General features: G+C 55.5%; 22 protein-coding genes. 14 read left to right on the forward strand and 8 right to left on the reverse strand.

Annotated elements, in window-relative coordinates; genetic code table 11:
* Positions 1-22 precede the first annotated feature (22 nt).
* The 5 genes from hemF to ubiE all read left to right on the forward strand — a co-directional run bounded on the left by hemF (position 23) and on the right by ubiE (position 3,129).
* The gene (gene hemF, locus ACEYDX_RS00630; RefSeq protein ID WP_373740110.1) at positions 23-934 is read left to right on the forward strand and encodes an oxygen-dependent coproporphyrinogen oxidase; all 912 of its coding nucleotides are present in this window, start codon (positions 23-25) and stop codon (positions 932-934) included.
* A gap of 447 nt (positions 935-1,381) precedes the next feature.
* Positions 1,382-1,675 carry a cytochrome b6 gene (locus ACEYDX_RS00635; protein WP_373740111.1) on the forward strand — a complete coding sequence of 98 codons (294 nt, stop codon included), beginning with the start codon at positions 1,382-1,384 and terminating at the stop codon, positions 1,673-1,675.
* Positions 1,672-2,094: a gamma-butyrobetaine hydroxylase-like domain-containing protein gene (locus ACEYDX_RS00640; protein WP_373740112.1), complete on the forward strand. Its 423-nt coding sequence runs from the start codon at positions 1,672-1,674 to the stop codon at positions 2,092-2,094. The genes ACEYDX_RS00635 and ACEYDX_RS00640 overlap by 4 nt, the downstream gene beginning before the upstream one ends.
* 31 nt (positions 2,095-2,125) lie before the next feature.
* Positions 2,126-2,323 carry a hypothetical protein gene (locus ACEYDX_RS00645; RefSeq protein WP_373740113.1) on the forward strand — a complete coding sequence of 66 codons (198 nt, stop codon included), beginning with the start codon at positions 2,126-2,128 and terminating at the stop codon, positions 2,321-2,323.
* A 68-nt stretch (positions 2,324-2,391) separates the two neighbouring features.
* On the forward strand, positions 2,392-3,129 hold the full coding sequence (ubiE, locus tag ACEYDX_RS00650) for a bifunctional demethylmenaquinone methyltransferase/2-methoxy-6-polyprenyl-1,4-benzoquinol methylase UbiE (protein ID WP_373740114.1): 738 nt from the start codon (positions 2,392-2,394) through the stop codon (positions 3,127-3,129).
* 602 nt (positions 3,130-3,731) lie between these two features.
* Here ubiE and ACEYDX_RS00655 read toward each other — a convergent pair.
* The 5 genes from ACEYDX_RS00655 to ACEYDX_RS00675 form a co-directional block, all read right to left on the reverse strand.
* On the reverse strand, positions 3,732-5,651 hold the full coding sequence (locus ACEYDX_RS00655) for an ATP-binding cassette domain-containing protein (protein ID WP_373740115.1): 1,920 nt from the start codon (positions 5,649-5,651) through the stop codon (positions 3,732-3,734).
* A 129-nt stretch (positions 5,652-5,780) separates the two neighbouring features.
* Positions 5,781-6,158: a VOC family protein gene (locus ACEYDX_RS00660; protein ID WP_373740116.1), complete on the reverse strand. Its 378-nt coding sequence runs from the start codon at positions 6,156-6,158 to the stop codon at positions 5,781-5,783.
* 26 nt (positions 6,159-6,184) lie between these two features.
* Complete coding sequence (locus ACEYDX_RS00665) at positions 6,185-6,667, reverse strand: GNAT family N-acetyltransferase (protein ID WP_373740117.1); 483 nt, start codon at positions 6,665-6,667, stop codon at positions 6,185-6,187.
* A gap of 235 nt (positions 6,668-6,902) precedes the next feature.
* On the reverse strand, positions 6,903-7,481 hold the full coding sequence (locus ACEYDX_RS00670; RefSeq protein WP_373740118.1) for a tetratricopeptide repeat protein: 579 nt from the start codon (positions 7,479-7,481) through the stop codon (positions 6,903-6,905).
* 397 nt (positions 7,482-7,878) lie between these two features.
* Positions 7,879-9,024, reverse strand: a complete 1,146-nt coding sequence (locus ACEYDX_RS00675) for a 5-(carboxyamino)imidazole ribonucleotide synthase (protein WP_373740119.1) — start codon at positions 9,022-9,024, stop codon at positions 7,879-7,881.
* Between ACEYDX_RS00675 and ACEYDX_RS00680 the strand changes: the two genes are divergently transcribed.
* Positions 9,019-9,477 carry a hypothetical protein gene (locus ACEYDX_RS00680; protein ID WP_373740120.1) on the forward strand — a complete coding sequence of 153 codons (459 nt, stop codon included), beginning with the start codon at positions 9,019-9,021 and terminating at the stop codon, positions 9,475-9,477. The genes ACEYDX_RS00675 and ACEYDX_RS00680 overlap by 6 nt on opposite strands.
* Here the strand turns inward: ACEYDX_RS00680 and trpE are convergent.
* Positions 9,456-10,931, reverse strand: a complete 1,476-nt coding sequence (gene trpE, locus ACEYDX_RS00685) for an anthranilate synthase component I (protein ID WP_373740121.1) — start codon at positions 10,929-10,931, stop codon at positions 9,456-9,458. The two genes, ACEYDX_RS00680 and trpE, sit on opposite strands and share 22 nt — an antisense overlap.
* A gap of 327 nt (positions 10,932-11,258) precedes the next feature.
* Here trpE and ACEYDX_RS00690 point away from each other — a divergent pair, with 327 nt between their 5' ends.
* From ACEYDX_RS00690 to ACEYDX_RS00715, 6 genes are all read left to right on the forward strand, one after another.
* Positions 11,259-13,307: a TonB-dependent siderophore receptor gene (locus ACEYDX_RS00690; RefSeq protein WP_373740122.1), complete on the forward strand. Its 2,049-nt coding sequence runs from the start codon at positions 11,259-11,261 to the stop codon at positions 13,305-13,307.
* 184 nt (positions 13,308-13,491) lie between these two features.
* Positions 13,492-14,271, forward strand: coding sequence for a 16S rRNA (adenine(1518)-N(6)/adenine(1519)-N(6))-dimethyltransferase RsmA (rsmA, locus tag ACEYDX_RS00695; RefSeq protein WP_373740123.1), 780 nt, complete (start codon positions 13,492-13,494; stop codon positions 14,269-14,271).
* Between the two features lie 14 nt (positions 14,272-14,285).
* A complete protein-coding gene (locus tag ACEYDX_RS00700) occupies positions 14,286-14,891 on the forward strand; it encodes a GTP pyrophosphokinase (RefSeq protein ID WP_373740124.1) in 606 nt (201 codons plus the stop codon).
* Positions 14,892-14,906: 15 nt separating this feature from the next.
* The gene (locus tag ACEYDX_RS00705) at positions 14,907-15,635 is read left to right on the forward strand and encodes an amino acid ABC transporter ATP-binding protein (RefSeq protein ID WP_373740125.1); all 729 of its coding nucleotides are present in this window, start codon (positions 14,907-14,909) and stop codon (positions 15,633-15,635) included.
* Positions 15,636-15,693: 58 nt separating this feature from the next.
* Positions 15,694-16,053, forward strand: coding sequence for a hypothetical protein (locus tag ACEYDX_RS00710; protein WP_373740126.1), 360 nt, complete (start codon positions 15,694-15,696; stop codon positions 16,051-16,053).
* A gap of 4 nt (positions 16,054-16,057) precedes the next feature.
* Entirely contained in the window at positions 16,058-16,468 is a 411-nt protein-coding gene (locus ACEYDX_RS00715; RefSeq protein WP_373740127.1) for a protein YgfX, read from the forward strand.
* A gap of 343 nt (positions 16,469-16,811) precedes the next feature.
* Here the strand turns inward: ACEYDX_RS00715 and ACEYDX_RS00720 are convergent, their stop codons facing one another.
* Complete coding sequence (locus ACEYDX_RS00720) at positions 16,812-17,690, reverse strand: LysR family transcriptional regulator (RefSeq protein ID WP_373740138.1); 879 nt, start codon at positions 17,688-17,690, stop codon at positions 16,812-16,814.
* Positions 17,691-18,039: 349 nt separating this feature from the next.
* Between ACEYDX_RS00720 and ACEYDX_RS00725 the strand changes: the two genes are divergently transcribed.
* Both ACEYDX_RS00725 and ACEYDX_RS00730 read left to right on the forward strand, forming a co-directional pair.
* Positions 18,040-18,357: a DUF485 domain-containing protein gene (locus tag ACEYDX_RS00725; protein WP_373740128.1), complete on the forward strand. Its 318-nt coding sequence runs from the start codon at positions 18,040-18,042 to the stop codon at positions 18,355-18,357.
* The gene (locus ACEYDX_RS00730; RefSeq protein ID WP_373740129.1) at positions 18,354-20,030 is read left to right on the forward strand and encodes a cation acetate symporter; all 1,677 of its coding nucleotides are present in this window, start codon (positions 18,354-18,356) and stop codon (positions 20,028-20,030) included. The genes ACEYDX_RS00725 and ACEYDX_RS00730 overlap by 4 nt, the downstream gene beginning before the upstream one ends.
* Before the next feature lie 428 nt (positions 20,031-20,458).
* Here the strand turns inward: ACEYDX_RS00730 and recC are convergent, their stop codons facing one another.
* Positions 20,459-23,686: an exodeoxyribonuclease V subunit gamma gene (gene recC / locus ACEYDX_RS00735; RefSeq protein ID WP_373740130.1), complete on the reverse strand. Its 3,228-nt coding sequence runs from the start codon at positions 23,684-23,686 to the stop codon at positions 20,459-20,461.
* Between the last annotated feature and the right edge of the window lie 185 nt (positions 23,687-23,871).

A 23,871-nucleotide genomic window follows, 5' to 3' on the forward strand; every position in this document is an offset into this window, starting at 1 on the left:
CGTAAAAACATTGGAGCCGCCCATGTACACCGAATCCGTATTACCCGTTTTGAAAAACCTGCAAAACCAGATCTGCGCCGCGCTCGAAGCGCAGGACGGCGCATCGGTTTTCGAGGCCGACCAATGGCAGAGCGCATTGGGCAGCGGCGAGAGCCGCGTGTTGAAAAACGGCGCCGTATTCGAGCAGGCAGGCGTGAATTTTTCGCACGTCAAAGGCAGCGCTATGCCTGCCGCCGCCACTGCCCACCGTCCCGAACTGGCGGGCGCGCCGTTTGAAGCGATGGGCGTGTCGCTGGTGGTGCATCCGAAAAACCCCTATGTGCCCACCAGCCATGCCAACGTGCGCTTTTTCATTGCCCGTCCCGAAGGGCGGGAACCCGTCTGGTGGTTCGGCGGCGGCTTCGATCTGACGCCGTTCTACCCCTACGAAGCCGATATCCTGCATTGGCACCGCACCGCCGCCGAACTCTGCAAACCGTTCGGCGAGGATGTTTACCCAGAATTTAAAAAATGGTGCGACGACTATTTCTACCTCAAACACCGCGGCGAAACACGCGGCGTCGGCGGGCTGTTTTTCGACGACCTGAACCGCTGGGATTTCGACACCTGTCTGGCATTCATCAAAAAAGTCGGCGAAGGCTATACCGATGCCTACATCCCCATCGCCGCCTTGCGCAAAAACACCGTTTACGGCGAACGCGAACGCCAATTCCAGCTTTACCGCCGCGGCCGCTACGTCGAATTCAACCTGGTGTGGGACAGGGGTACGCTGTTCGGCCTGCAAAGCGGTGGCCGCACCGAAAGCATCCTGATGTCGATGCCGCCGCTGGTGCGTTTCGAATACGGTTACGAACCGCAGGAAGGCAGCGCCGAAGCACGGTTGAACGGATTTTTAAAACCGCGCGACTGGCTGGCGGAATGGCCGGAACGCTAAACCGTCGGCGTTGTCCTGCACAGGCCGTCTGAAAAAGCCGGTAACCGTGTTCGGCACCGTTGATTTTGCTGCCGCCGTTGCAACTGTTTTCCCAAAATGCCGGCGCATTTGCCTTTCAGATGGCCTGCAATGCTAAAATCGGCTTTTCTTTTAGCTGTGTCCGGATAATGCGTTGATAAGCAACCGGCAAGGCCGATTTCCCCAGACCGTCATTCCCGCGCAGGCGGGAATCCATGTCTGAAATCCGGTATCTTATTTAAAACAAGCGCTTGTGAATGTCGAATGTGGATTCCCGCCTGCGCGGGAATGACGGAAGTGGGAGCAACCGGTTTTGCCGGTTGCCAACCGACACAATATCCAAACACGGCCAATTAAATTAAGAGGGATACAAAGCGGCAAGCCGAAGCCGACGAAGTAGATTTCTTATTGTTCGTTTACGATACAACCTTGAACCTTTCACCCGATACTCCGATGAACCGCTATCCGTCCGCCGACAGCAAAATCCGTTTGGCCACCCGACTGGCTTTCGCCTGCATCGCTTTGATGCTGCTGTTTTTTCTGGCGGCTGCGGTTTTGATGTTGGTGCCGCTCGGCCTGACGGCCGGACAGCAGCAGAAGGCGGTATCCGCGCTGCTTTACCTGTTGGCGGTGTTTACCGCGGCGGGCGGCGCGTTTTCCGTATGCGTCAGCCTGCTGCGCCGCAAAGCCGCACGGACAAACGGTTTGGAAAAACGAAAATGAAGCACATCATCCTCGAAGAAATCCGCCTGCAAAACAGCCGCACCGCACTCACGCTGGTTTACGGCGGCGAACACAAAAGCCTGCCCGCCGAGTTCCTGCGCGTTTATTCGCCCAGCGCCGAAGTGCGCGGCCATGCGCCCGGACAGGAAGTTCTGCAGACCGGCAAAGCCGACGTAACCATTATGGGGCTGGAACCCGTCGGCCAATACGCGCTGAAAATCACATTTTCAGACGGCCACGACAGCGGCCTGTACGACTGGGATTATCTCTACAAGCTCGCCTGCGGATACGATACAATGTGGGCGGATTATCTGGGCCGTCTCGAAGAAGCGGGCGCATCGCGCATCGCCGCGCCCGCAGATGCTGCCGACCGAAACGTACCGGCGCATTCCTGCGGCGGCGGTTGCGGAAAACACTAGACTGTTTCAGACGGCCCGAACAAGGATTTTTATGAAACAACCGCTACCCGTCCTGATTGCCGTTGCATTCGCCGCCGTATCGGCCGGCTGTGCGGGTACGGAACACCCTTCCGCCCGGCCGGACACCTGCAAACCCGCAGGTTCGCCGGTCTGCCGCGCCGAAGCCGTTATCGGCGAAGCGGTGCAGAAGGTCAACCGATCGATTGAAGAAAACCGCGAAGTCGAATAATTTCAGACGGCCTGTGATGGAAAAGGCCGTCTGAAAAAACCACCCTTACCGAAAAAGAAAGCCAAGCCATGAGCGACAACCAAACCCACTTCGGTTTCAAAACCGTCAACGAAAACGAAAAGGCCGGCAAAGTGGCCGAAGTATTCCATTCCGTAGCCAAAAACTACGACATCATGAACGACGTGATGTCGGGCGGGCTGCACCGCGTTTGGAAACACTTCACCATCAACACCGCCAACCTGCGCAAGGGCGACAAAGTACTCGACATCGCGGGCGGTACGGGCGATTTGTCGCGCGGCTGGGCGAAACGCGTCGGCAAAGAAGGCGAAGTGTGGCTCACCGACATCAACTCGTCCATGCTGACCGTCGGCCGAGACCGCCTGCTCAACGAAGGCATGATTCTGCCTGTTTCCCTTGCCGATGCGGAAAAACTGCCGTTTCCCGACAATTATTTCAATCTCGTTTCCGTTGCCTTCGGTTTGCGCAACATGACCCGCAAAGATGCCGCGCTGAAAGAAATGTACCGCGTACTCAAGCCCGGCGGCACATTACTGGTGTTGGAATTCTCCAAAGTGTACAAGCCCTTGGAAGGCGCGTATGACCTGTATTCCTTCAAACTGCTGCCGCTGATGGGCAAATTCATCGCCAAAGACGCCGACAGCTACCAGTATCTCGCCGAAAGCATCCGCATGCACCCCGATCAGGAAACGCTGAAACAGATGATGCTCGATGCAGGTTTCGACAGCGTGGACTATCACAACATGAGCGCAGGCATCGTTGCACTGCACAAAGGCGTGAAATATTGATTGGATTGGTGGTAAAAGACAGGAAAAGGCCGTCTGAAAAACAGTTTTCAGACGGCCTTTTGTTGGACTTTCAGATGGCCTTTTGTTGGACGGCGGAACGGTTTGAGGGGGCTAATGTTTAGCCGACCGAGAGTGGCTGAAGAGTTTTACCTACATTGGTCAGTCAGGCCAAGATGCAGTTTCAACACACAGCCGCCCGAAGGCGGCTGAATTCCCGCCGCGTTCTTCCAATTCGAAAGCTCCTGTTTCAACATACAGCCGCTAAAAGACGGCTGAAAACGTACAAACGGAGTCGGGGAATACCCAACCACGTTTCCACACGTTTTTTCAAAAAACCGTGTTTGATGGTGTACCAGTAACGCTGATGCCGTCATTCCCGCGCAGGCGGGAATCCATCGTCAATATTCACAAGCACATGAATTAAAATATGTTTCTTACAAATTAAAGCAGGATTCCTGCCTGCACTGGGGCAATTACTAACGGTATCTCGCTAATCAGCACGCCGTGCAAACATGGCTTTTTAAACAAATTAAACAAAAAGCCAATTCAACATCAAGTTCAAACCCGATGCCGTCTGAAAACCGCTTTTCAGACGGCATCCTTTATGCATTGCCGTTCTGTTTCGCTTCCAACATTTCCCATAATTCCAGCTTTTCCAGCAGCAGCGTTTCGATTTCTTCCGCACGCGCCTGCAATGCGCCGGCTTCTTCGTAGTCTTTGAAAATATCAGGGTCGGAAAGCTGCGTGTTGATGGCGGCCTGTTCGCTTTCCAGCGCGGCGATTTCGTCGGGCAGGGCATCGAGTTCGCGCTGTTCTTTGTAGGAAAGTTTGACCGTGCGGTTGGCTTTGGGCTTGGTGTTTTTGTCGGTTTCGTTTTCAGACGGCCTGTCGGCTTTCGGCGTTGAGGCCGTCTGAAAAGTCTGCTCGCGTTTTTTCGCATCGAGATAGTCTTCGTAGCCGCCGATGTATTCTTTCAGACGGCCTTCTCCTTCGAAAACAATGCTTTGTGTAATCACGTTGTCGAGAAACATACGGTCGTGGCTCACCAGAAACACCGTGCCCTGATAGTCGCGCAACAGTTCTTCCAGCAGTTCCTGCGTGTCGATGTCGAGGTCGTTGGTGGGTTCGTCGAGCACGAGAATGTTGGCCGGTTTGGTAAACAGCTTCGCCAGCAACAGACGGTTGCGTTCGCCGCCGGAGAGTGATGAAACGGGGCTTTGCGCGCGGGCAGGGTGGAACAGGAAATCTTCCAGGTAGCTCATCACATGGCGTTTTTTGCCGCCCACTTCCACATAATCGTTGCCCTGGCCTAGCGTGTAGAACACGGTGTCGTTTTCGTTCAGCGCGCTGCGGAACTGGTCGAAATAGGCGACTTCCTGCTTGCTGCCCAGGCGGATGCGGCCGTAGGTGGGTTGCAGTTCGCCCAAAATCAGCTTTAAAAACGTGGTCTTACCGATACCGTTCGGGCCGATTAAGCCGATTTTGTCGCCGCGCTGGATGATGGCGGAGAATTTGTCCATGATGACTTTATCGCCGTAGCGGAAGCTCGCGTGTTCGAGTTCGGCGATGATTTTGCCGCTTTTTTCGCCCGTATCGAGTTTGAACGACACCTGACCCTGCACTTCGCGGCGTGCGGCGCGCTGGCGGCGCAGCTCTTCCAAACGCCGCACGCGGCCTTCGTTTCGCGTGCGGCGCGCTTCGATGCCTTTGCGTATCCACGCTTCTTCCTGCGCGTGAAATTTGTCGAACAGGCGGTTGTGTTCGGCTTCCACCGCCAATTCCTGTTCCTTTTTCTCGCTGTATTTCGAGAACGAACCGGGGTAGGAGCGCAGCGTGCCGCGGTCGAGTTCGACGATGCGCGTGGCGGTGTTATCCAAAAAACGGCGGTCGTGGGTAATCACCACCATGCTGCCTTCAAAGGCTTTGAGCAGGTTTTCCAGCCAGATAATCGCGTCGATGTCGAGATGGTTGGTCGGCTCGTCGAGCAGCAACACATCGGGTTTCTGCACCCAAGCCTGCGCCAGCGCGACACGTTTTTTCTGGCCGCCCGACAAATTGCCGATAAGTTCGTTTTCGGGCAGGCCGAGTTCGCTGATGGTCTGGCGGATGGCCGCGTCAAACTGCCAGCCGTTTTGCGCTTCGATTTGGTTTTGCAACTCGTTGAGTTCTTTGATTAACGTGTCGTCCGAACCGCTTTCGAGTGCGTGGCTGACCTGATGGTAGCGGCGCAACACGTCGCGCAGCCCGCCCAAACCTTCGGATACCGCGTCGAACACGGTGAGGCCGTCTGAAAAAAAACTTTCCTGCGGCACATACACCACTTTCAGGCCGCTCTGCATCACAATCTGCCCGTCGTCGAGCTTCTGCACGCCGGCCAAAATCTTCAGGAACGAAGATTTGCCCGCGCCGTTGCGCCCGATTAAGCCGACTTTTTCGCCGCTGTCCAAGCGGAAAGAAGCACGGTCCAAAAGGGCGACGTGGCCGACGGCGAAAGAGGCGTTTTCTACTTGCAGGATGTTCATGGCGGGCGGTTTCGGAAAAGGTTGGGAAAGAATCGGAAGGGGCGTATTTTAACCGAATTTGCGGGCGGTAACGTACAGGCCGTCTGAAAGCGCGGCGGGCTTTCAGACGGCCTGTGCCGTTCGGGCGGGTTATTCCTGATAAAACTCAATCGGCAAACCGTCGGGATCGGGGAAGAAGAAAAACGTTTTGCCGGTGTATTCGTCGGTGCGGATGTTTTCGCACGCCACGCCCAATGCGGTCAGGCGTTCGCGCTGTGCGGCAACGTCGTCAACCGCAAACGCCAGATGGCGCAGTCCGCAGGCTTCGGGGCGGGAAGGGCGCGGCGGCGGATCGGGAAAGGAAAAAAGTTCCAGCACATAATGGCTGCCAATGCCCAAATCCAGTTTGTAGGACTGGCGTTCGGCGCGGTAATGTTCCGCCAAAACGGTCAGGCCGAGTATGCGGGTGTAGAAGTCTTTGCTGGTTGCGTAGTTTGAGCAAATTAAGGCGATGTGGTGCAGGCGCATGGCTGAATTCGGAAAAGTTGTCGGGTTTACAGATACTTGCGCATCAGTTCGCATTTGATTTTGACCGACTCGTTCAACGGCAGCACCGCAGAACCGAGCGATTGGTAGCCGAACAGGTGGTAGAAACCGACGGAATTCATCGATGCGTAGAGCTTCAGGAAACTCAAGCCGGCCTTGGCTGCCAGTTCTTCGGCGCGTTGCAGCAGGGCCGTCCCCAAGCCCTGATTGTGGGAAAACGGATGCACATACAGCGCATCAAGCTGGGCTTCGGTGTAATCGAGCTGGAAAAAGCCCTGAATGCTGCCCTTGTATTCGACCACCCACAAGGCTTTGGTTTTGTCGTGCATGGCTTCGAAATAAATGTCGGGGCTGAGCAGCGCTTCCCACGCTTTCAGCACTTCTTCGTTGTAGCTGCGGATGCAGGTAAACTGAACCGCGTGGCGGTGGGAATTGTAGATGAATTTGGCGTCGTTCTCGCGGGCGGGACGCAATACGGTAAGCAGGCTCATGATGTTTTCTTTTATCTAAGTGTTGGGTGTAAGACAGTTATTTTTGGTTGTGTTCTGAATTTTGTGTTGATAAATTCCCAAAATTAAGTTGACTCTAACTGTTAACTGTTGCCGTCATTTTCACGCAGGCGGGGAATCTATTTGTTGAAAGCTTAAGAAATCGTTGAAAAAATTTCTGAAATATTGAGATAAATTCTCGTCTGCGCAGAAATGACGAACTAAAAGCATCCGCAGCTTATTTTAATCCTTTCCTTCGCTTATCCATTTCTTCCAGCTGGCGATACATAATGTCATCCTGTATCACAGTGACATTGGCTCCCGATTTTTTGTACCACATATTTGCTTTTTCTACATTAGGTTTAACGCCATCGCCGCTGGAATAAGCTGCGCCGACTAACTGTTGCGCTACTTTATCGCCGGCTTCTGCGGCTTTGAGAAACCATTTAAATGCCTCTTTGCTATTAGGTTTTACCCCCTCTCCTTTGTAATACATCACACCTACCATACGCATGGAGTCAGCTTTACCGTGCGAAGCAGCTTTGCGATACCATTTCATGGCTTCCCGATAATCTTGCTTCACACCTTTACCTGTGGCATATGCGGCTGCGTAATTGTGCTGGGCAATGGGATTGCCTTTATCGACCAATGGTTTCCAGATTTTCAACGCGCGTTTGTAATCTCCAGCATTAAAAGCTTCCACGCCCTGTTGACCCAGTTGCACCTCTTCCTGAGTCATGGAATATGCTTGCGTTATTGGACTGGCAAGTAATAAGCCGGATAACAAGGTAGAAAAAAATAAGTTTTTGATATTCAAAATAATACTCCTTAGAAGATTTAAGATTAACCGCTCGTATAGGTTGGATTAAATATGGGTTTTCAGGTTGGCTGAAAATAAAAAATAAATCAACAAAAAATGTCGGATTTTAAATCCGACTAGGTTCATAGATTTTCAGATGGCATTTTAGCTCAAATGCCGTCTGAAAACAGAAAATGATTGTAAAAGCAGGCAGGTACGGTATGGTATGGTATTGTTTTGACGATCAGTCTGAAAATTACACAAATATTTTTCCAAGTGAATTTCCGTAACCTGCGCTGTGTGCCGATTTCAAGTTCTAGGCAGAATACATTTCCATGCCGTCTGAAAAACAAGTTCTTTTTCAGACGGCATGAGTTTGAATCGAGCGCGGTTTTGTGTTCGGTAATCAGCCGAATCAAGCTTTTTTCAGACTCTTGTGCAGCTTTTGCGCCTTGCCGAACGCTGTGTCGGCATCGTCTGCCAAAGTAACGAAATGCCCCATTTTGCGGCCTTTTCGGGCGGCTTTTTTGCCGTAGAGGTGCAGGAACGAAGCCGTGTCGCTTTGTAGCGGCAGCCAGTCGGGTTCGCTGCCGTCGCCGCCCCAAACGTCGCCCAGGATATTCGCCATGCAGCAGGCCGAAAGCAGGCGGGTGTCGGCGGGGGACAGGCCGCACATGATGCGTACCTGCTGTTGGAACTGGCTTGCGGCGCACGCGTCGATGGTGTGGTGGCCGCTGTTGTGCGGACGCGGCGCGATTTCGTTGACGACCAGTTCGTGCGTGTCGCCGACGACGAACATTTCCACCGCCAACACGCCCACATAATCCAGTTCGTCGGCCAGACGACGCGCCATCTGCCGTGCTTGCTGCTGAATATCCGCACTTAAGCGCGCCGGCACGATGGAGTAGGCGAGAATGCCGTTTTCGTGAATGTTTTCGGCAGGGTCGAAAGTTTGCACGTTTTCGCTGTTCAGACGGCAGACCACCACCGAAATCTCGCCGCGCAAATCGACCATTTTTTCCAATACGCAGTCCACGCCGCCGTGTTCGGCAAAGGCCGTCTGAAGTTCGGCCAAGGTTTTCACGCGGATTTGGCCTTTGCCGTCGTAGCCCAGCGTGGCGGTTTTCAAAATGCCGGGCAGAAGTTCCGCGCTCGCGTCGCTGATGTCTTCGGGCTTGCAGACGGCCTGATACGGCGCGGTTTGCAGGCCGGCTTTTTGAATCCATGCCTTTTCCTGAATGCGGTTTTGGGCAACGGCCACGCAATCGCCGCTCGGCGACACGCGGGTGTGTTGCGCCAAAAAACGCATCGCATCGGCATTCACGTTTTCAAATTCGGTGGTTACGGCGGCGCATTTCGCCAACTCGTCCAGCGCGGTTTGGTCGTCGAACGGCGCGCACAAGTGGCGGTCGGCGAATTCCGCCGTCGGCGCGTTCGGGTCGGGGTCGAGCACGGTAACACGGTAGCCCATGGTTTTGGCGGCAACGGCAAACATACGGCCGAGCTGGCCGCCGCCGAGTATGCCGAGATTGGCAGGGGGGAGGATGGGGATGTTTTGCATGTTTTGTTTCTTTTCGGATTTTGGTTAGGAGGCCGTCTGAAAAATTTTTCAGACGGCCTGAACTGCGGTTATTTGTTTTGGTTACAGCTTTCGGGTTCCTTTGTTATTTGTTATATGAACACCGCCATTCCCGCGCAGGCGGGAATCCAGGCCTTTGGGCTTTTGTCATTTTATGGGTTTCAGAAAATCAGCGTTCTGGATTCCCGCCTGCGCGGGAATGACGGGGTTTATGTTTCTAAATATTCTTTCGGCCTGGCAAATTCTTTCGGTCTGGGAGTGAGAGTTTTCAGACGGCCTGAACGGGTGGCATTTAAACTGCAACAACAATATCCGGAACATTTCTTTCAGGCGGCATTGTCTTTGAAATCAAAAGGTTTAAAATCAAAAGGCCGTCTGAAAACTTCCACCTTCCTAGATAATTCCTGCCAACCCTACCTATCCAACCCTTCCTGAACCATCTGTGCCGCCCGCAATACCGCGCGGGCTTTGTTTTGGGTTTCCTGCCATTCGGCTTCTTCCTCCGAGTCGGCCACGATGCCGCCGCCGCTTTGCACATAGAGTGTGCCGTTTTTAATCACGGCGGTGCGGATGGCGATGGCCAAGTCCATATCGTTGTTAAAGCTCCAGCAGCCGACGGCGCCGCCGTAGATGCAGCGTTTGGCCGGCTCCAGCTCTTCGATGATTTCCAGCGCACGCACTTTTGGGGCGCCGGAAAGGGTGCCGGCGGGGAAGGTGGCGGCGAGGATGTCCATATTGTTGGTGTCGGCTTTCAGACGGCCTTCCACGTTGGATACGATGTGCATCACGTGCGAATAGCGCTCGATAACCATTTTGTCGGTTACTTTCACTTCGCCGGTGTTGCTGACGCGGCCGACGTCGTTGCGGCCCAAATCAATCAGCATGACGTGTTCGGCGATTTCTTTGGCGTCGCTCAGTAAATCCTGTTCGTTGGCGAGGTCTTCGGCAGGGGTTTTGCCGCGCAGACGGGTGCCGGCGATGGGGCGGACGATAACGGTGTCGCGTTCGCGGCGCACGAGGATTTCGGGCGAGGAGCCGACGATGTGGAAGTCGCCGAAATCGTAGTAGAACATATACGGCGAGGGGTTGAGCGTGCGCAGGGCGCGGTAGAGCGAGAGCGGGTTGTCGGCAAACGGCAGTTTCATGCGCTGGCTGGGGACGACCTGCATGCAGTCGCCGTCGAGGATGTATTCGCGGATGCGGCGCACGTATTCTTTGTAGCGCGCTTCGCCGGTTTCGTGCTGCGGTTCGGTTTTTGCGCTGCCGAGCGAGAGCGGGATAACCGCGCTTTGGCGCAGTTGCACGCGCAAGTCTTCCAGCCGCGCGCGCGCCTGTTCGTAGCCGTCTGAAACGCTCGGGTCGGCATAGACGATCAGGTAGATTTTGCCGCTTAAATTATCGACTACGGCCAACTCCTGCGAGAGCATGAGCAGGATGTCGGGCGTGCCGATGGTGTCGGGCTTGCCGCTGTTTTGGAAGCGGTGGGCGAAATGTTCGAAATGGTAGATGGTTTCGTAGCCGAAATAGCCGACCAGCCCGCCGGTAAAGCGCGGCAGGCCGGGGATTTCGGGCGTTTTGAAACGTTGGTGGAACTGTTCGATAAAGTGAAGGGGATTGCCGTCGTATTGTTCGGTAATCTCGCCGTTTTGGTAGAGATCGACGTGCCGTCCGCTTGATTTCAGATAGGTGGTGCAGGGCAGGCCGATAAAGGAATAGCGGCCGAAACGTTCGCCGCCCACCACGGACTCGAGCAGGTAGGTAAACGGCTTGTTTGCCAGCTTGAGATAGAGCGACAGCGGCGTGTCGAGGTCGGCCAGCAGCTCCTGAACCAGCGGAATGCGGTTGTAGCCTGCGGCGGCTTGGGCTTGGAATTCTTGTTTGGTAATCATGTTTCAGACGGCCTTTGATGCTTGGAACGTGATGGTTTCAGAGTATAACAGTTTTGATGTGGCGGCGGTGCGGCAGGGGACAGGCCGTCTGAAAAAGGTGCTTTGGTTTCCGCTGTTTAGGCGGTTTCGGTGAGTCTGTGTGGATTGCTGTGCGAAGCAGGAGAATGGGGTTTTGTTGGATGAGAAAGCCGTTTATCTGAAAAACGGTGCGCCTGTTTTCAAAATCGCCGTAAAATTTGAAAATAAAAATAAAAGGCTATATCATCGGCCGCTGGAATTTACAGCGGCCGTTTTCAGACGGCCTTTATCGATATGGATGGAAAAATAATGAAAAAACAATATATTTATACCAAAAGCCTGATGGCGTTGGCCGTAATGGCGGCATTCTCACCGGCTTGGGCGGACGACGCGCCCAAGGCAGGAGAAACTGTGGAACTCGAAACCGTTAACGTGGTCGGCAGTGCGGGCAAAATCGACGGCGTGAAATTCAAGTCCGCCCAGTCCAATTCGGTTATCCGCCGCGACAAGCTCGACGAAACCGCCGCCGTGAAAGTGGAAGACGCGCTGAAATACGAATCCGGCGTGCGCACCGGCATGTACGGTTACGACACCAAGCAGGAATGGATTAAAGTGCGCGGGTTTGACGCATCCGTTTCCATCGACGGCTCGCCCGTTACCCAAAACGGCTTTTTTACCACCGTTCCCAATACCTACGGCCTTGAGCGCGTCGAGCTGATTAAAGGCGCGGATTCGCTGACCTACGGTTCTTCCGAAACCGGCGGCCTAGTCAATATGGTTACCAAACGCCCGGCCAGAGAGCGTCAGGGCGAAATCGGCGTAAACGTCGGCACACAGGGCCAGCGCGGCATTTTCGCCGACTACAGCGCGCCCGTGCCCGCCGCCAATAATGTGTATTACCGCATCGTCGGCAACGTGTTCCGCAAAGAAGGCAATACCAACGGCAAAACCAACAACTATTACATCGCCCCCAGCGTAACTTGGGATTTGGGCGAAAAAACCAGCCTGACCGCACTGGCATCGTTCAGCCGCCAACACGGTGTACCGACCAGCGTGCACCTGCCTGCCAAAGGCGCGCTGTTTCCGACTGCCGCCGGCAGGATTCCGGCTGGGACGCACTACGGCGAACCGGATGCCGATTATTTGAAACGCAACCAATATTCCGCAGGCTACGAGTTCAAACACGGCTTCGGCAAAGGGTGGAACTTTACCCAAAACTACCGCCACAATCAGATTGATTTGGACTGGCTGGGTACGTTTGCATGGGATTCAGACGGCAACCGTACCGTTTCCCGCGGATACAGCCACACAGACGGCCGTATGAAAACCCACACCATCGACAACCGTCTGAGCAAAGAATGGAAGGGCGGCAACTGGAAAAACACCCTGCTCGGCGGCGTGGACTATCTGCACAGCGATACCAAAGGCGTGAACAACGGTTTCGGCGCGGTCAGCCCCATTGATATGTTTGCCCCTGTTTACGGCAACGGCGGCATCGTGAAAAACGCCACGCCCTACACGCAGAAACAGAAACAGCTCGGCTTCTACCTGCGCAACCAGCTCACATGGGGCGGCCTGGTCGCCAACGCGGGCATCCGCCACGACAAAGCCAAAGCCGATTCGCTGTCTAACGGCACAGCCAGCAAATACGACATCAACCACACGTCGTACCAAGGCAGCCTGATGTACAACTTCAAAAACGGCATTTCGCCCTACGCCAGCTATTCCGAATCCTTCAAGCCCATCACGGGCGCGGATGCGGCGGGCAACGGCTACAAACCCTACGAAGGCCGCCAATACGAAGCCGGCGTGAAATACCGCCCCACCTTTATGGATGCCCGCTTTTCCGCAGCCTATTTCGATTTGGAAGAGAAAAACGCTTTGGTGGCCGATGCCAGCGCAGTCCAGCGCCAAATCGGCAAGCGGCGCGGCAAAGGTGCGGAGTTCCAAGCCGATGCTTATTTCACCGACAACCTGAGCGCGGCATTGTCGTACACCTACACCGATTCCAAGCAGGACTTAAGCTACAACAAAACCGTCCGCTCCGCCCTGATTCCGAAACATCAGGCATCCGCCCAAGTGAAATACGCCTTCAACAGCGGCGCACTCAACGGCCTGACACTCGGCACGGGCGTGCGTTACGTCGGCAGCACGACAGACGAACAATACTGGCCGGGCTACAAAATCCCGTCCTACACCTTGGTCGATATGATGGCGCACTACAAATTCGGCAAACGTTGGAACGCGCAGGTCAACGTCAACAACCTGACCAACAAAAAACACCTCGGCGGTTGCGACTACTACTGCTACTACGGTGCCGAACGCAGCGTGTTGGGCAGCGTCAGCTACAAGTTCTAAACACAGGGTCGATGCAAACAGGCCGTCTGAAAAGATTTTCAGACGGCCTGTTTTGTCAGTATCGCCGATGATGAAACGGTTAGGGCACGACCATATGGCAGATAAATTCGGCCAAACGATTTTTCAGACGGCCCGTACCGGTTTTGCGTTACAATATCCGCCCGCAAACCCCGTTTGAAGCAAGATGAAAGAACACAAAGCCCGCAAGCGGTTCGGGCAGAATTTTTTGCAGGACACGCGCATCATCGCCGACATCGTTAACGCCGTGCGTCCGCAGGCCGGTGATGTCGTTATCGAAATCGGCCCCGGTTTGGCGGCGATTACCGAGCCTCTGGCGAAAAAATTGGACAAACTGCACGTTTGCGAAATCGACCGCGACATCGTAGGCCGTCTGAAAACCCTGCCGTTTGCCGACAAACTCGTGATTCACGAAGGCGACGTGCTGCAATTCGATTTCAGAAGCGTGGCGGGCAAAAAGAAAATCGTCGGCAACCTGCCGTACAACATTTCCACGCCGTTGCTGTTCAAACTGGCCGACATCGCCGACGAGGTCATCGATATGCACTTTATGCTGCAAAAAGAAGTGGTCGAGCGCATGGTGGCCGAGCCGAAAACCAACGACTACGGGCGGCTGGGCGTGATGCTGCAATACTTTTTCGATATGGAAAGCCTGATTGACGTGCCGCCCGAATCGTTTGACCCCGCGCCGAAAGTCGATTCCGCCGTTGTGCGCATGATTCCGGTGAAGCACCGCATCGGCGAAGCCGACGATTTCGAGCATTTCGCCAAACTCGTGAAACTCGCGTTCCACCAACGCCGCAAAACCATCCGCAATAATCTGAAAGAGTTGGCCGACGATGCGGATTTGCAAGCCGTCGGTATCAATCCGCAAGACCGCGCCGAACACATCGCGTCGGAAAAATATGTGGAGCTGAGCAATTATCTGGTGAAGAAGGCCGTCTGAAACGGAGCAGGTCAATGGAAAGCAATCTGCACAAAACCGAACGTTTAATCCGCGAAATCAACCGCATCCACGCGCAGTATTCGCAGGATTATTTCGAAACCGGCAAAGTCGAAAAAATCAACCTGAGCCATACGTTGCGGAGTGTGCCGACCGAGCATATTCTGTCTTACCGCCTGAATTTGCACGAAGCGATTAACGATTATTTGGCATTTGCCGATACGCGCGGCATCGATTTTTTTTACCGCGTGAAAACCGCCGAAAGCATACGCGACAAAATCAGCCGTTATCTCGCGCGTGAAAACCAATATCCGGTGAACAATATTCTCAACGATATTTTCGGCGCACGCCTGATTTGGCCGTCTGAAACCGTGTCGGAAATTTTGGAAAAACTCGACGACTGGAAAACCGGATACGGCTTGAAAAACTGGTATTTGCGCGACGTCGGCGGCTATATCGGTATACACGTCTATTTTAAAAACAGCAGCAATTTCTACTATCCGTGGGAATTGCAGATTTGGGATGAAAAAGACGTCAAAGCCAATATCGAAAACCACATGGCGTACAAACGTGACTTTGTGCGCCGACACGATTCCAACCTAAACCGCCAAACGGATACATAAAAGGCCGTCTGAAACATGATTAAATTCAAAAACGTACACAAACATTTCAAAGACCTGCACGTCATCAACGGCGTGAATCTCGAAGTGAAGCAGGGCGAGGTGGTGGTGGTTTGCGGGCCGTCGGGCAGCGGCAAATCCACGCTAATCCGCACGGTCAATCAACTTGAAACCATCGAAAGCGGCGAAATCTGGGTGGACGGCATCAATGTCGCCGACCCGAAAACCGATTTGAACAAACTGCGCGCCGAAGTCGGTTTCGTGTTCCAGAGTTTCAACCTTTATCCGCATCTGAACGTGTTGGAAAACATCATCCTGTCGCCGATGAAAGTGAAAGGGCAGAGCCGCGAGCAGGCGGAGAAAAAGGCGATGGAGCTGTTGGAACGCGTCGGATTGGCGCATAAAAAAGACGCGATGCCGAGCCAGCTTTCGGGCGGCCAGCAGCAGCGCGTGGCGATTGCGCGCGGTTTGGCGATGGAGCCGCGCGTGATGCTGTTTGACGAGCCGACTTCCGCGCTCGACCCCGAAATGGTGGGCGAGGTGTTGAAAGTGATGAAGGATTTGGCCGAAAGCGGCATGACCATGATGTGCGTGACCCACGAAATGGGGTTTGCGCGCGAAGTGGCCGACCGCGTGATTTTTCTCGACCACGGCCAGATTCTCGAAGAAGCCGCGCCGGAAGATTTTTTCAGTAATCCGAAAACCGAACGCGCGCAGCAGTTTTTACAGCAAGTCATGACCCATTAACAACAGGCCGTCTGAAATTTTTTCAGACGGCCTGCCGCAACGCAATAAAGGATAAACGATGTACTTTATCGACCGCACCGCCGTGGTGCTCAAGCCCACCGCGCAATTTCTCGACTGGCTCAAATCCACCGACGGCGATATGCCCGATATTACGCTGGAGCAGCTGCGCGCCAATTGTTCGACCTTTCTTGTGCCGCAGTTCGACGAACCCGAAGAAGTGGTGGCGTATTTCGACGAACGCTATCAGGAGATTTTCGCCGCCGAAATTTCAAGCTGGGACATCGATAAGGAGAAATGGCCACAGGATATGGGTTTGAAAGCGTTTTGGGAGTTTTTCGACATCGAAATCCACGATACCGTATTGGATATGGAAGAGGGCGAACTTGACGCTTCGCCCGTATTCGACAACATGAGATAAAACCGTGCAGGCTTTTCAGACGGCCTTCAGGCCGTCCCGTCTCGGCTTGGGCATTGCCGTACTGCTGCATTCGGCGGCATTGGCCGTCTGCCTGATTTGTTTTTACGGTACGGCACGGCCGGCGGGTGCGGCGGCGCTGCTGTTCAGTTTTGCCCACGCCTGCCGCACGCTTGCGCTCAAACGTCAGGATGCGGTGCGTAGAATCACCGTCGGTCCGCAGGGAAAAGCGGTTTTGCAGTTTGACGGCGGTCGTGAAACGCCTGCGGTTTTGCAGCCGCAAAGTGTGGTTTTGCGGTATGCGCTGTTTTTGGTGTGGGATGCCGGCGGTAAAACCGTCCGTCAGGCCGTTTTGCCCGATATGGCGGATAAGGCAGGTTGGCGCAGGCTGACGGTGTGGGCAAGGTGGAACGGCTGACAGGCGTTTGTTTTCCGTTTCACACGGTGCGGTTTTATCGGTTTGTACAAGCGGCAGAAGGCCGTCTGAAAAGTTTTCAGACGGCCTGTGTTTTTGTATTTTATCGGCTGTATCGTCCGTCGTTTCCCGTATGATTTGATTTCCTGCATCAACCTGTAATCCGACTGTTTGGAAAAATCCGGCCGTATAAGCGGCAACCCTGTTCAGTTTTCCGTATTCATGGAAATCCGGGGCGGTTGCCGTTCTGTTATGGCATGGTGCGGTTTTGTCGGTTTGCATATGCGGCAGAAGGCCGTCTGAAAAGTTTTCAGACGGCCTTTTTGCTGTCTGTAACGGATGATGGTTAAAGATTCCAGACTTCGTTCAGGCATCCGGTCAGAAGCTGCACGACGGGGTCGTTTTCGTGTTCGTTGAGGTAAACGAAGTGCATCGGCAGGGTTTGGCGGTATTCGTCGAGAACGGCAAGGGGCTTGCCTGCGGCGGCAGCGGCTTCGGCTTTGGAAGCGGGTACGATGGCAACGCCCGTGCCTGCGCAGACAAGGTCGATGATGGTTTGCGGATAGTCGCAGATGATTTGGTGTTTGGGTTTGATTTTGTGCCGCCGCCAAAACTGCTGCATGTTTTTGCGGCTGCCGGACACGCCCGACATTTCAATCCATGCGCAGCGGTTGAGCGCGCTGCCGTCGCGGCTCAGGGTTTCGGCTTCGGATGCGGGGCAGATCAGGGTGTAGTGGATGTCTTCGAGCCAGATGCTGTTGAGGCTGCGCTGGGTAACGGGGCCGAGGAAAAAGCCGCCGTGGATCTGTTTGGACAGGATGCGTTCTTCGATTTCGCCGCTCATGCCGTATTGGATGTGCAGCAGGATGTCGGGTTCGCGCTGCAGGACGGCACGGGTCAGGCGGGTGGTTTTGTCGGGATCGACGGGATGAATCAGTCCGATTTCGGCATGGGTGATGCGGTGGGCGGACAGGGTTTTGGCGAAACAGTCGAGCCGGTGGTGATGTTGCAGCAGGGCTTCGGCTTCGGGCAGGAAGACTTGTCCGGCGGGGGTAAGCGTCATGCCGCTGCTGGTACGCGTAAACAGGGCGGTGTCGAGCTTCTGTTCGAGCGATTTGATTTGGGCGGAGACGGCGGGCTGCGACAGGTGCAGGCGTTCGGCGGCTTGGGTGAGATTGCCGGTGTAGGCGACGGCGGCGAAGGTTTTGAGTTGGTTGTGATCCATGTGTTTTTCTTTTTGGGCCGTCTGAAATTCAGACGGCCTGTGTCGGGAGTGGGTGTGTGGATGGGGTTGTAACACATTTGTAGGCCGTCTGAAAGGTTTCGGGGCGGAAACGGCGGTTTTCCTGAAGCGGTTTCGGAGATGTGCGGATGGGGCGGGCAGCGCGGTTTTTTGATGAAACATCTGCCGAATCAATCGGTTTGCACCGCCGTATCAGGAAAACGGATGCCGTCTATCAGAAAATAAAATTAGCGCATCGGGCGCATTTTCTTTTTAATGGCCGCACGCCTGCGCCCTTTGCGGCGTACAGGCGGCGAAAGCCAAGTTTATAAGGATAATAGGAGAAGAAAAAATGGATACGCAAACTGCCAAGAAGGTGTTGGAACATCCCGAGTTCCGACGCATGGCTCATCAGAAGGCACTTATCGGCTGGAGTTTTTCGGCCGTGGTGTTTGTGCTGTATGTGGCCTTTATCTGGCTTATCGGTACATCGCCGGAAGTGTTTGCCAAACCTGTTTCAGACGGCATCACGACATGGGGCATTTATGCCGGCCTGTTTGTGATTGTGTTTTCCATTGCCATTACCGGCGTGTATGTTCGCATCGCCAACGGTAAGTTTGAAAAAATGACTCAGGATGTGGTGAAGGAAGTCATGGGAGAGGGCAAATGAAGAAATTTCTGACAGGATTGGTGCTGGCGGCAGCGGCGGCAAACGCATGGGCGGATGCCATCGGCGGAGAAGTGCAGAAACAGCCGCTGAATGTTTCCGCGATTGTGATGTTTCTGCTGTTTGTGGGCGGCACGCTCTTCATTACCAAGTGGGCGGCCAAGCAGAACAAGTCCACCAAAGACTTCTACACCGGCGGCGGCGGGATTTCCGGCTATCAAAACGGTTTGGCGATTGCGGGCGACTATATGTCTGCGGCTTCGTTTCTGGGCATTTCCGCCATGGTGTTCACCACCGGTTACGACGGCCTGATTTATTCGACGGGCTGGTTGGTGGGGTGGCCGATTGTGCTGTTTTTGGTGGCGGAACGTCTGCGTAATCTAGGCAAATTCACCTTTTCCGACGTGGTGGCCTACCGTTTGGCGCAAAAACCCGTGCGCGTGATGGCGGCCAGCGGTTCGCTGCTGGTGGTTATCCTGTATCTGATTGCGCAGGTGGTCGGAGCGGGCAAGCTTATCCAATTGCTGTTCGGCATGAATTACTTTTCCGCCGTCGTGATTGTGGGCGTGTTGATGGTGGTGTATGTGTTGTTCGGAGGTATGCTCGCGACCACTTGGGTGCAGATGATTAAGGCTGTGCTGTTGCTCTCGGGTGCGACGTTTATGGCCGTGATGATTCTCTACCACACCGGTTTCAGCCTTGAAACCATGTTTGTCAAAGCCACCGAAATCCATGAAAAAGGCGGAGCCATCATGGCACCGGGCGGTTTGGTGTCCAATCCGGTCGACGCGCTCTCTCTGGGCTTGGCGTTGATGTTTGGTACGGCCGGACTGCCGCACATCCTGATGCGTTTCTTCACCGTGCCCGATGCCAAAGAAGCGCGCAAATCGGTATTCGTGGCCACAGGGCTTATCGGCTACTTCTACATCTTGACCTTCGTTATCGGTTTCGGCGCGATTATCTTCGTTACCAAAGACAACCCGCAGTTTTTCACCACTATGATGAAAGAAGGCAAGTCCGTGGTCGAAATGATTGGCGGCACCAATATGGCGGCGGTACACCTTTCCAACGCGCTCGGCGGCAACCTGTTTTTGGGCTTTATTTCCGCCGTTGCATTCGCCACCATTCTGGCCGTGGTTGCCGGACTGACACTTTCGGGCGCATCCGCCGTGAGCCACGACCTGTATTCTTCGGTATTGCGCAAAGGCAAGGCCACGCAACGCGAAGAAATGCGCGTATCCCGCTTGGCCACGCTGGTACTCGGCATTCTCGCCGTAGTGTTCGGCATCGCCTTTGAAAACCAGAACGTTGCGTTTATGGTCGGTCTCGCCTTCGCACTGGCCGCATCTTCAAACTTCCCGATTCTGGCCCTGTCGATGTTTTGGAAAGGGCTGACCACACGCGGTGCGGTAATCGGCGGCTTCTTGGGGCTTTTGTCCGCCGCACTGTTGATTGTGATCGGCCCGACCGTATGGGTGAAGGTGCTGCATTTTGAAGAACCCATCTTCCCGTACAGCAACCCCGGATTGTTTACCATTCCGCTGGCCTTTATTTCGGCATGGTTCTTCTCCGTTACCGACAAATCCGCACGCGCGGCAGAAGACAAAGCGGGCTTTGAAGCGCAATACGTCCGTTCCATGACCGGTATCGGCGCAGCGGATGCCAGCGACCATTAAATGACAGATTATGGACAGGTAAGGCCGTCTGAAATTTCAGACGGCCTTGTTTTTATCGGCGGTTGGTCGGAGTTCATGGTTGGTGTTCACAAACGCGGGAATGACGGTTGTGAGGTTTGTAGGTACGGTTAGCCGCTGCAAGCGGTGTAACCGTACGAATGATGGTTGAAATGCCGTCTGAAACCTTTGGGCGTTGCATGCGGTTACGCCCCGACTGTACCTGAGATATTGTTTAATTTCAGGCTTTACCTGCCGGACATCGATTCCTTCGGTATTGTTATCTGTGAAAGAGAGAATCCGCGATTACGCATACGCCAACAAGTTTTCTTTCCATTAAAGCCGGATTCCCGCCTGCGCGGGAATGACGGTTGTCGGTGGTATTTTCCTGCCGCCGAACCTGCAGAAGCGGAACCGGGAAAGCCGCCGCATCACGTTTCAGGTTTGTCTGCCACATCTTTGTCGCTTACCCCGCACACGGCCAGCAGGGGGGAGAGCAGTTCGCGCACCATGTTTTCAAACAGCGCACCGTTCAGCGGGCTTTCGTCGTCGCGGCCGAATACTTGGGCGTTTTCGGCGTAGTCTTTTTCGCCCGTAGCCATTTTTCCGCCTTCGTAGGCTTTGTATGCGGCTTTGAGTGCGGCCTGCCAGTCCTGCTTTTTGTTGAACTCGGCTGCGGCGGCAAGTGCGGTTTTGGGAAAAAACGGCAGCGGACGGCTTTGGCCGATGCGGTAGTATTGCAGCCATTTGCCGAGCAGGTCGGCGGCGGTTTCCTGTCGGACGGGGGGATAGGTTGCCGTCTCTTGTCCGAGAATATGCGTGGTGCAGTCGGGCGTTTCAGACGGCCTTGCCGCGCAGTAAATCAGGTGTTCGAGCATCTGCACGGTGGTTTCGGGCGCGCTTTTTTTGTTGCTGTGCCGCACGATGATGCGGCCGTGTTTGTGCAGACGGGTAATGCTGCCGGCCAGCGTGCCGTGCGGCGTTGCGATGCGGAACGCGGCGGGCGGCAGTTCGGGGCTGTCGAGCAGCCCGCCGTCGAGCTGTTTGGCGGCCGTCTGAAAACGCTGCTGCCAGAGTGCGCCGATTTCGCCTGCGGGCAGCAGGCTGCGGGCGGAGATGCGCTGTTCTGTCGTGCGGAAATCTTCGCGGCGGCGGCGGGCTTCGGTGTAGGCGGCGCTGACGGCAGCAGTTTGGCCGGCATCAGGTTCGAACGGTTCGGCGGAATCGGCCGTTTCGCCGAAATATGGGCGGCTCCAGCCCAAAGCCTGCCTGAGCCAGGCACGCACGGGGCTGCGCCAGAAGGCAAGAAAGTCTTGTGCGTCAATTTCGTTGTGAACGGCGGTTTCGTCCGCAGCGGCCAACGGTTCGCTGAAAAAGGGTTCGGGCGCGGCGGCGGGCGTGTTCAAGGCTTGGGCATAGTCGCTGCGGCTGCTGCGGAGGCCGTCTGAAAAACCGCTGCCGTCGAAATAGCGGCGCGAGAACGCCTGCAAAGGATGCCGGACAACATGCTGTTCGAAGACTTTTTCAGACGGCATCCCCGTCATGCCGGCCAGCGTGTCGATGAGTTCGCCCAACAGCGAAGAAGGGGCGAGCGGTTCGTCGTTGCGGACGCTGCGGCCGATATAGGAGAGATACAGGATTTCGCGGGCGCTGACGAGCGCTTCGAGAAACAGGTAGCGGTCGTCGTCGCGGCGGGCGCGGTCGCCTTTTTTCGGATGGCGGGCAATCAGGTCGAAGGAAGAGGCGCGGGTGTCGCGGGGAAAACGGCCGTCGTTCAGCCCGAGCAGGCAGATCACCTTGAACGGCAGGCTGCGCATCGGCACCATGCTGCAAAACGTGATGCCGCCGCGCAGGAAGCCCGCTTCGCTTTCGCTGCCGAGAAAACGGCGGATGTGGCGCACGGCCACGGGATAGGGCAGCGTGCCGCCGAATCCCGCCGCATCCGCCTGCTGCCGCCATTGCGCCAGTGCCTGTCCGAGCTGCTGAACGGCCTGCGGTTCGCCGTCGGTGTGGAAAAAACCGGCCAGCAGGCTGTGTACGCGGGCGCACCAGCCTTCGGTGTCCGTGTCGCAACGCCATTCGTTTGCGGTGCGGGCAAGGGCGTGCACGAAAGCGGCGAAGCGGGCGAGCGTGCCGGTTTGGTTGAAATCGGCCTGCCACGCGCCCACGCCCTGCCACAGCGCGCCGTCGTCGGGCAGCATCCAGCCCAGCACCATGCGGTCGAGCGCCTGCCGCCAGGTAAACAGCGCGTTGCCGCCGCGCGCGGTTTCGTCCAAACCCCAGCGCACGTTCAACGCCGCCGCCGCATCGCGGAGCAGCGGCAAGTCGTCGCGCGTGAGGCCGAAGCGTTCCAGAATCAGGCCGTGTTCGAGCAGCGGCAGGATTTTGTCGACTTCAAAACGGCTTTCCAGCGCATCGAGAAGCTGTTCCAGCGCGTAAAACAGCGGCTGGCGGCGGCTCAGGCGCACGTCGGACACGGAATAGGGCAGGGCCTGCGCGCCGCCCTGCGACTGTCCGAACACGGCCTCGATAAACGGCGCATACGGTTCGATGTCTGGCGTGAGCACGGCAATGTCGTGCGGCTGCCAATCGGGATGTTCCGCCAGTATGCCGAGCAGCCGGTCTTTCAAAACCTGTAATTCGCGCAGTGGGCTATGCGCCGAAACGATGTGCACCGATTGGTCGAAACCGATGACGGGATAATCGGGCGTTTGCGGTGTTTTCAGACGGCGTATGTCGTGCTGGAGGCGGTGCAGCAGCGTATCGTTGCCGTCGTCTTCGGCGTAAATCTGGACGTTGTGTCCGATTTCGGTTTCGGTGAGCGCATCGAAAAAATCGCGCCCCTGCTTGCCTAAAGAAGCCAGCAGCGGATGGCCGCTGTCGGCTTCGCTGCCGCCGTTTTTCAGAATCTGCGCCGGTTCGATGACATTGCCCCAGTATTCCGCGCTCGGGTTCAGCGCAAATACGACCACGTCGCAATGTTCCGCCAGTGCCTGCAACAGTTGCAGGTACATCGGCGCCATGGTGGAGATGCCGAACACGAACAGCCGTTCGGGCAGTTTTTCGCGTTTCAGACGGCCCAACAGCATTTCCCACAAGGCCACGCGGTGCGGCGCGGTTTGGCTGCCGTCGTCGAGAAAGCGCCACAAAGCCGCCTGCCAGATTTCGTCCCTGCCCAAATCCAGCAGCCGTCCGGCCTGCCACGCATCAATCCACTCGGGGCGGTACACGAGATACTGGTCGAAAATATCTGCCAGTTCGCCCGCAAGCTGGTAGGCGGCGGTTGCCGAACCGTTCAGGTAATCCGCCAAAGCCGTGCGAACGGGTGCCAACGCCGGTGCCGTCTGAAATTCCGGAGTGCCGAACAGCTGCACCAGCCGCCAGCGTAATACTTCCGCCGAAAACGGATTGATTTCGGGAATGCCGTCGATAAAGTCCTGCATCAGCCGCCAGGCCAGGCCCGCAGGCAGGCTGAACTTCAAATTCGCCGCCACACCCGTTTCCCGCGCCAGATAAGCGTTCAGATACCGCCGCATTCCCTGGCTCTGTACCACGATTTCTTCCGGTGCAAACGGGTTCTCCAAAGGCACGGCAGACACCGCCGCCGCAAAACGCGCGGCCAGCGATTCGAGTTTGTCGGACTGGTAGAGGTGGAGCATGGGAGACGGACGTGAAATGATGAGTGGCGGAATTATACCGTAGGGCTCGGTATGGGCGGTAAGGCGCGGTGATACATCGGCCGGCGGTAAAACGGGCGGCAGGCCGTCTGAAAAAAGTTTCAGACGGCCTGTCCGTGTTATAGCTTGTGTGCCATATCCGGCATGGAGTCCGGTGAGGCCGACCG

Source organism: Neisseria sp. (genome assembly GCF_041804105.1).
In the GTDB taxonomy this organism is placed as follows: domain Bacteria; phylum Pseudomonadota; class Gammaproteobacteria; order Burkholderiales; family Neisseriaceae; genus Neisseria.

What these genes read in the sequence shown, in the direction of transcription:
- ACEYDX_RS00730 (WP_373740129.1), top strand. Translation starts at nt 18,354, where the DNA reads ATGAAGAAATTTCTGACAGGATTGGTGCTGGCGGCAGCGGCGGCAAAC.
- recC (WP_373740130.1), bottom strand. Translation starts at nt 23,686, where the DNA reads ATGCTCCACCTCTACCAGTCCGACAAACTCGAATCGCTGGCCGCGCGT.
- hemF (WP_373740110.1), top strand. Translation starts at nt 23, where the DNA reads ATGTACACCGAATCCGTATTACCCGTTTTGAAAAACCTGCAAAACCAG.
- ACEYDX_RS00675 (WP_373740119.1), bottom strand. Translation starts at nt 9,024, where the DNA reads ATGCAAAACATCCCCATCCTCCCCCCTGCCAATCTCGGCATACTCGGC.
- ACEYDX_RS00690 (WP_373740122.1), top strand. Translation starts at nt 11,259, where the DNA reads ATGAAAAAACAATATATTTATACCAAAAGCCTGATGGCGTTGGCCGTA.
- ACEYDX_RS00700 (WP_373740124.1), top strand. Translation starts at nt 14,286, where the DNA reads ATGGAAAGCAATCTGCACAAAACCGAACGTTTAATCCGCGAAATCAAC.
- ACEYDX_RS00640 (WP_373740112.1), top strand. Translation starts at nt 1,672, where the DNA reads ATGAAGCACATCATCCTCGAAGAAATCCGCCTGCAAAACAGCCGCACC.
- rsmA (WP_373740123.1), top strand. Translation starts at nt 13,492, where the DNA reads ATGAAAGAACACAAAGCCCGCAAGCGGTTCGGGCAGAATTTTTTGCAG.
- ACEYDX_RS00705 (WP_373740125.1), top strand. Translation starts at nt 14,907, where the DNA reads ATGATTAAATTCAAAAACGTACACAAACATTTCAAAGACCTGCACGTC.
- ACEYDX_RS00710 (WP_373740126.1), top strand. Translation starts at nt 15,694, where the DNA reads ATGTACTTTATCGACCGCACCGCCGTGGTGCTCAAGCCCACCGCGCAA.
- ubiE (WP_373740114.1), top strand. Translation starts at nt 2,392, where the DNA reads ATGAGCGACAACCAAACCCACTTCGGTTTCAAAACCGTCAACGAAAAC.
- ACEYDX_RS00655 (WP_373740115.1), bottom strand. Translation starts at nt 5,651, where the DNA reads ATGAACATCCTGCAAGTAGAAAACGCCTCTTTCGCCGTCGGCCACGTC.
- ACEYDX_RS00660 (WP_373740116.1), bottom strand. Translation starts at nt 6,158, where the DNA reads ATGCGCCTGCACCACATCGCCTTAATTTGCTCAAACTACGCAACCAGC.
- trpE (WP_373740121.1), bottom strand. Translation starts at nt 10,931, where the DNA reads ATGATTACCAAACAAGAATTCCAAGCCCAAGCCGCCGCAGGCTACAAC.
- ACEYDX_RS00725 (WP_373740128.1), top strand. Translation starts at nt 18,040, where the DNA reads ATGGATACGCAAACTGCCAAGAAGGTGTTGGAACATCCCGAGTTCCGA.
- ACEYDX_RS00720 (WP_373740138.1), bottom strand. Translation starts at nt 17,690, where the DNA reads ATGGATCACAACCAACTCAAAACCTTCGCCGCCGTCGCCTACACCGGC.
- ACEYDX_RS00665 (WP_373740117.1), bottom strand. Translation starts at nt 6,667, where the DNA reads ATGAGCCTGCTTACCGTATTGCGTCCCGCCCGCGAGAACGACGCCAAA.
- ACEYDX_RS00645 (WP_373740113.1), top strand. Translation starts at nt 2,126, where the DNA reads ATGAAACAACCGCTACCCGTCCTGATTGCCGTTGCATTCGCCGCCGTA.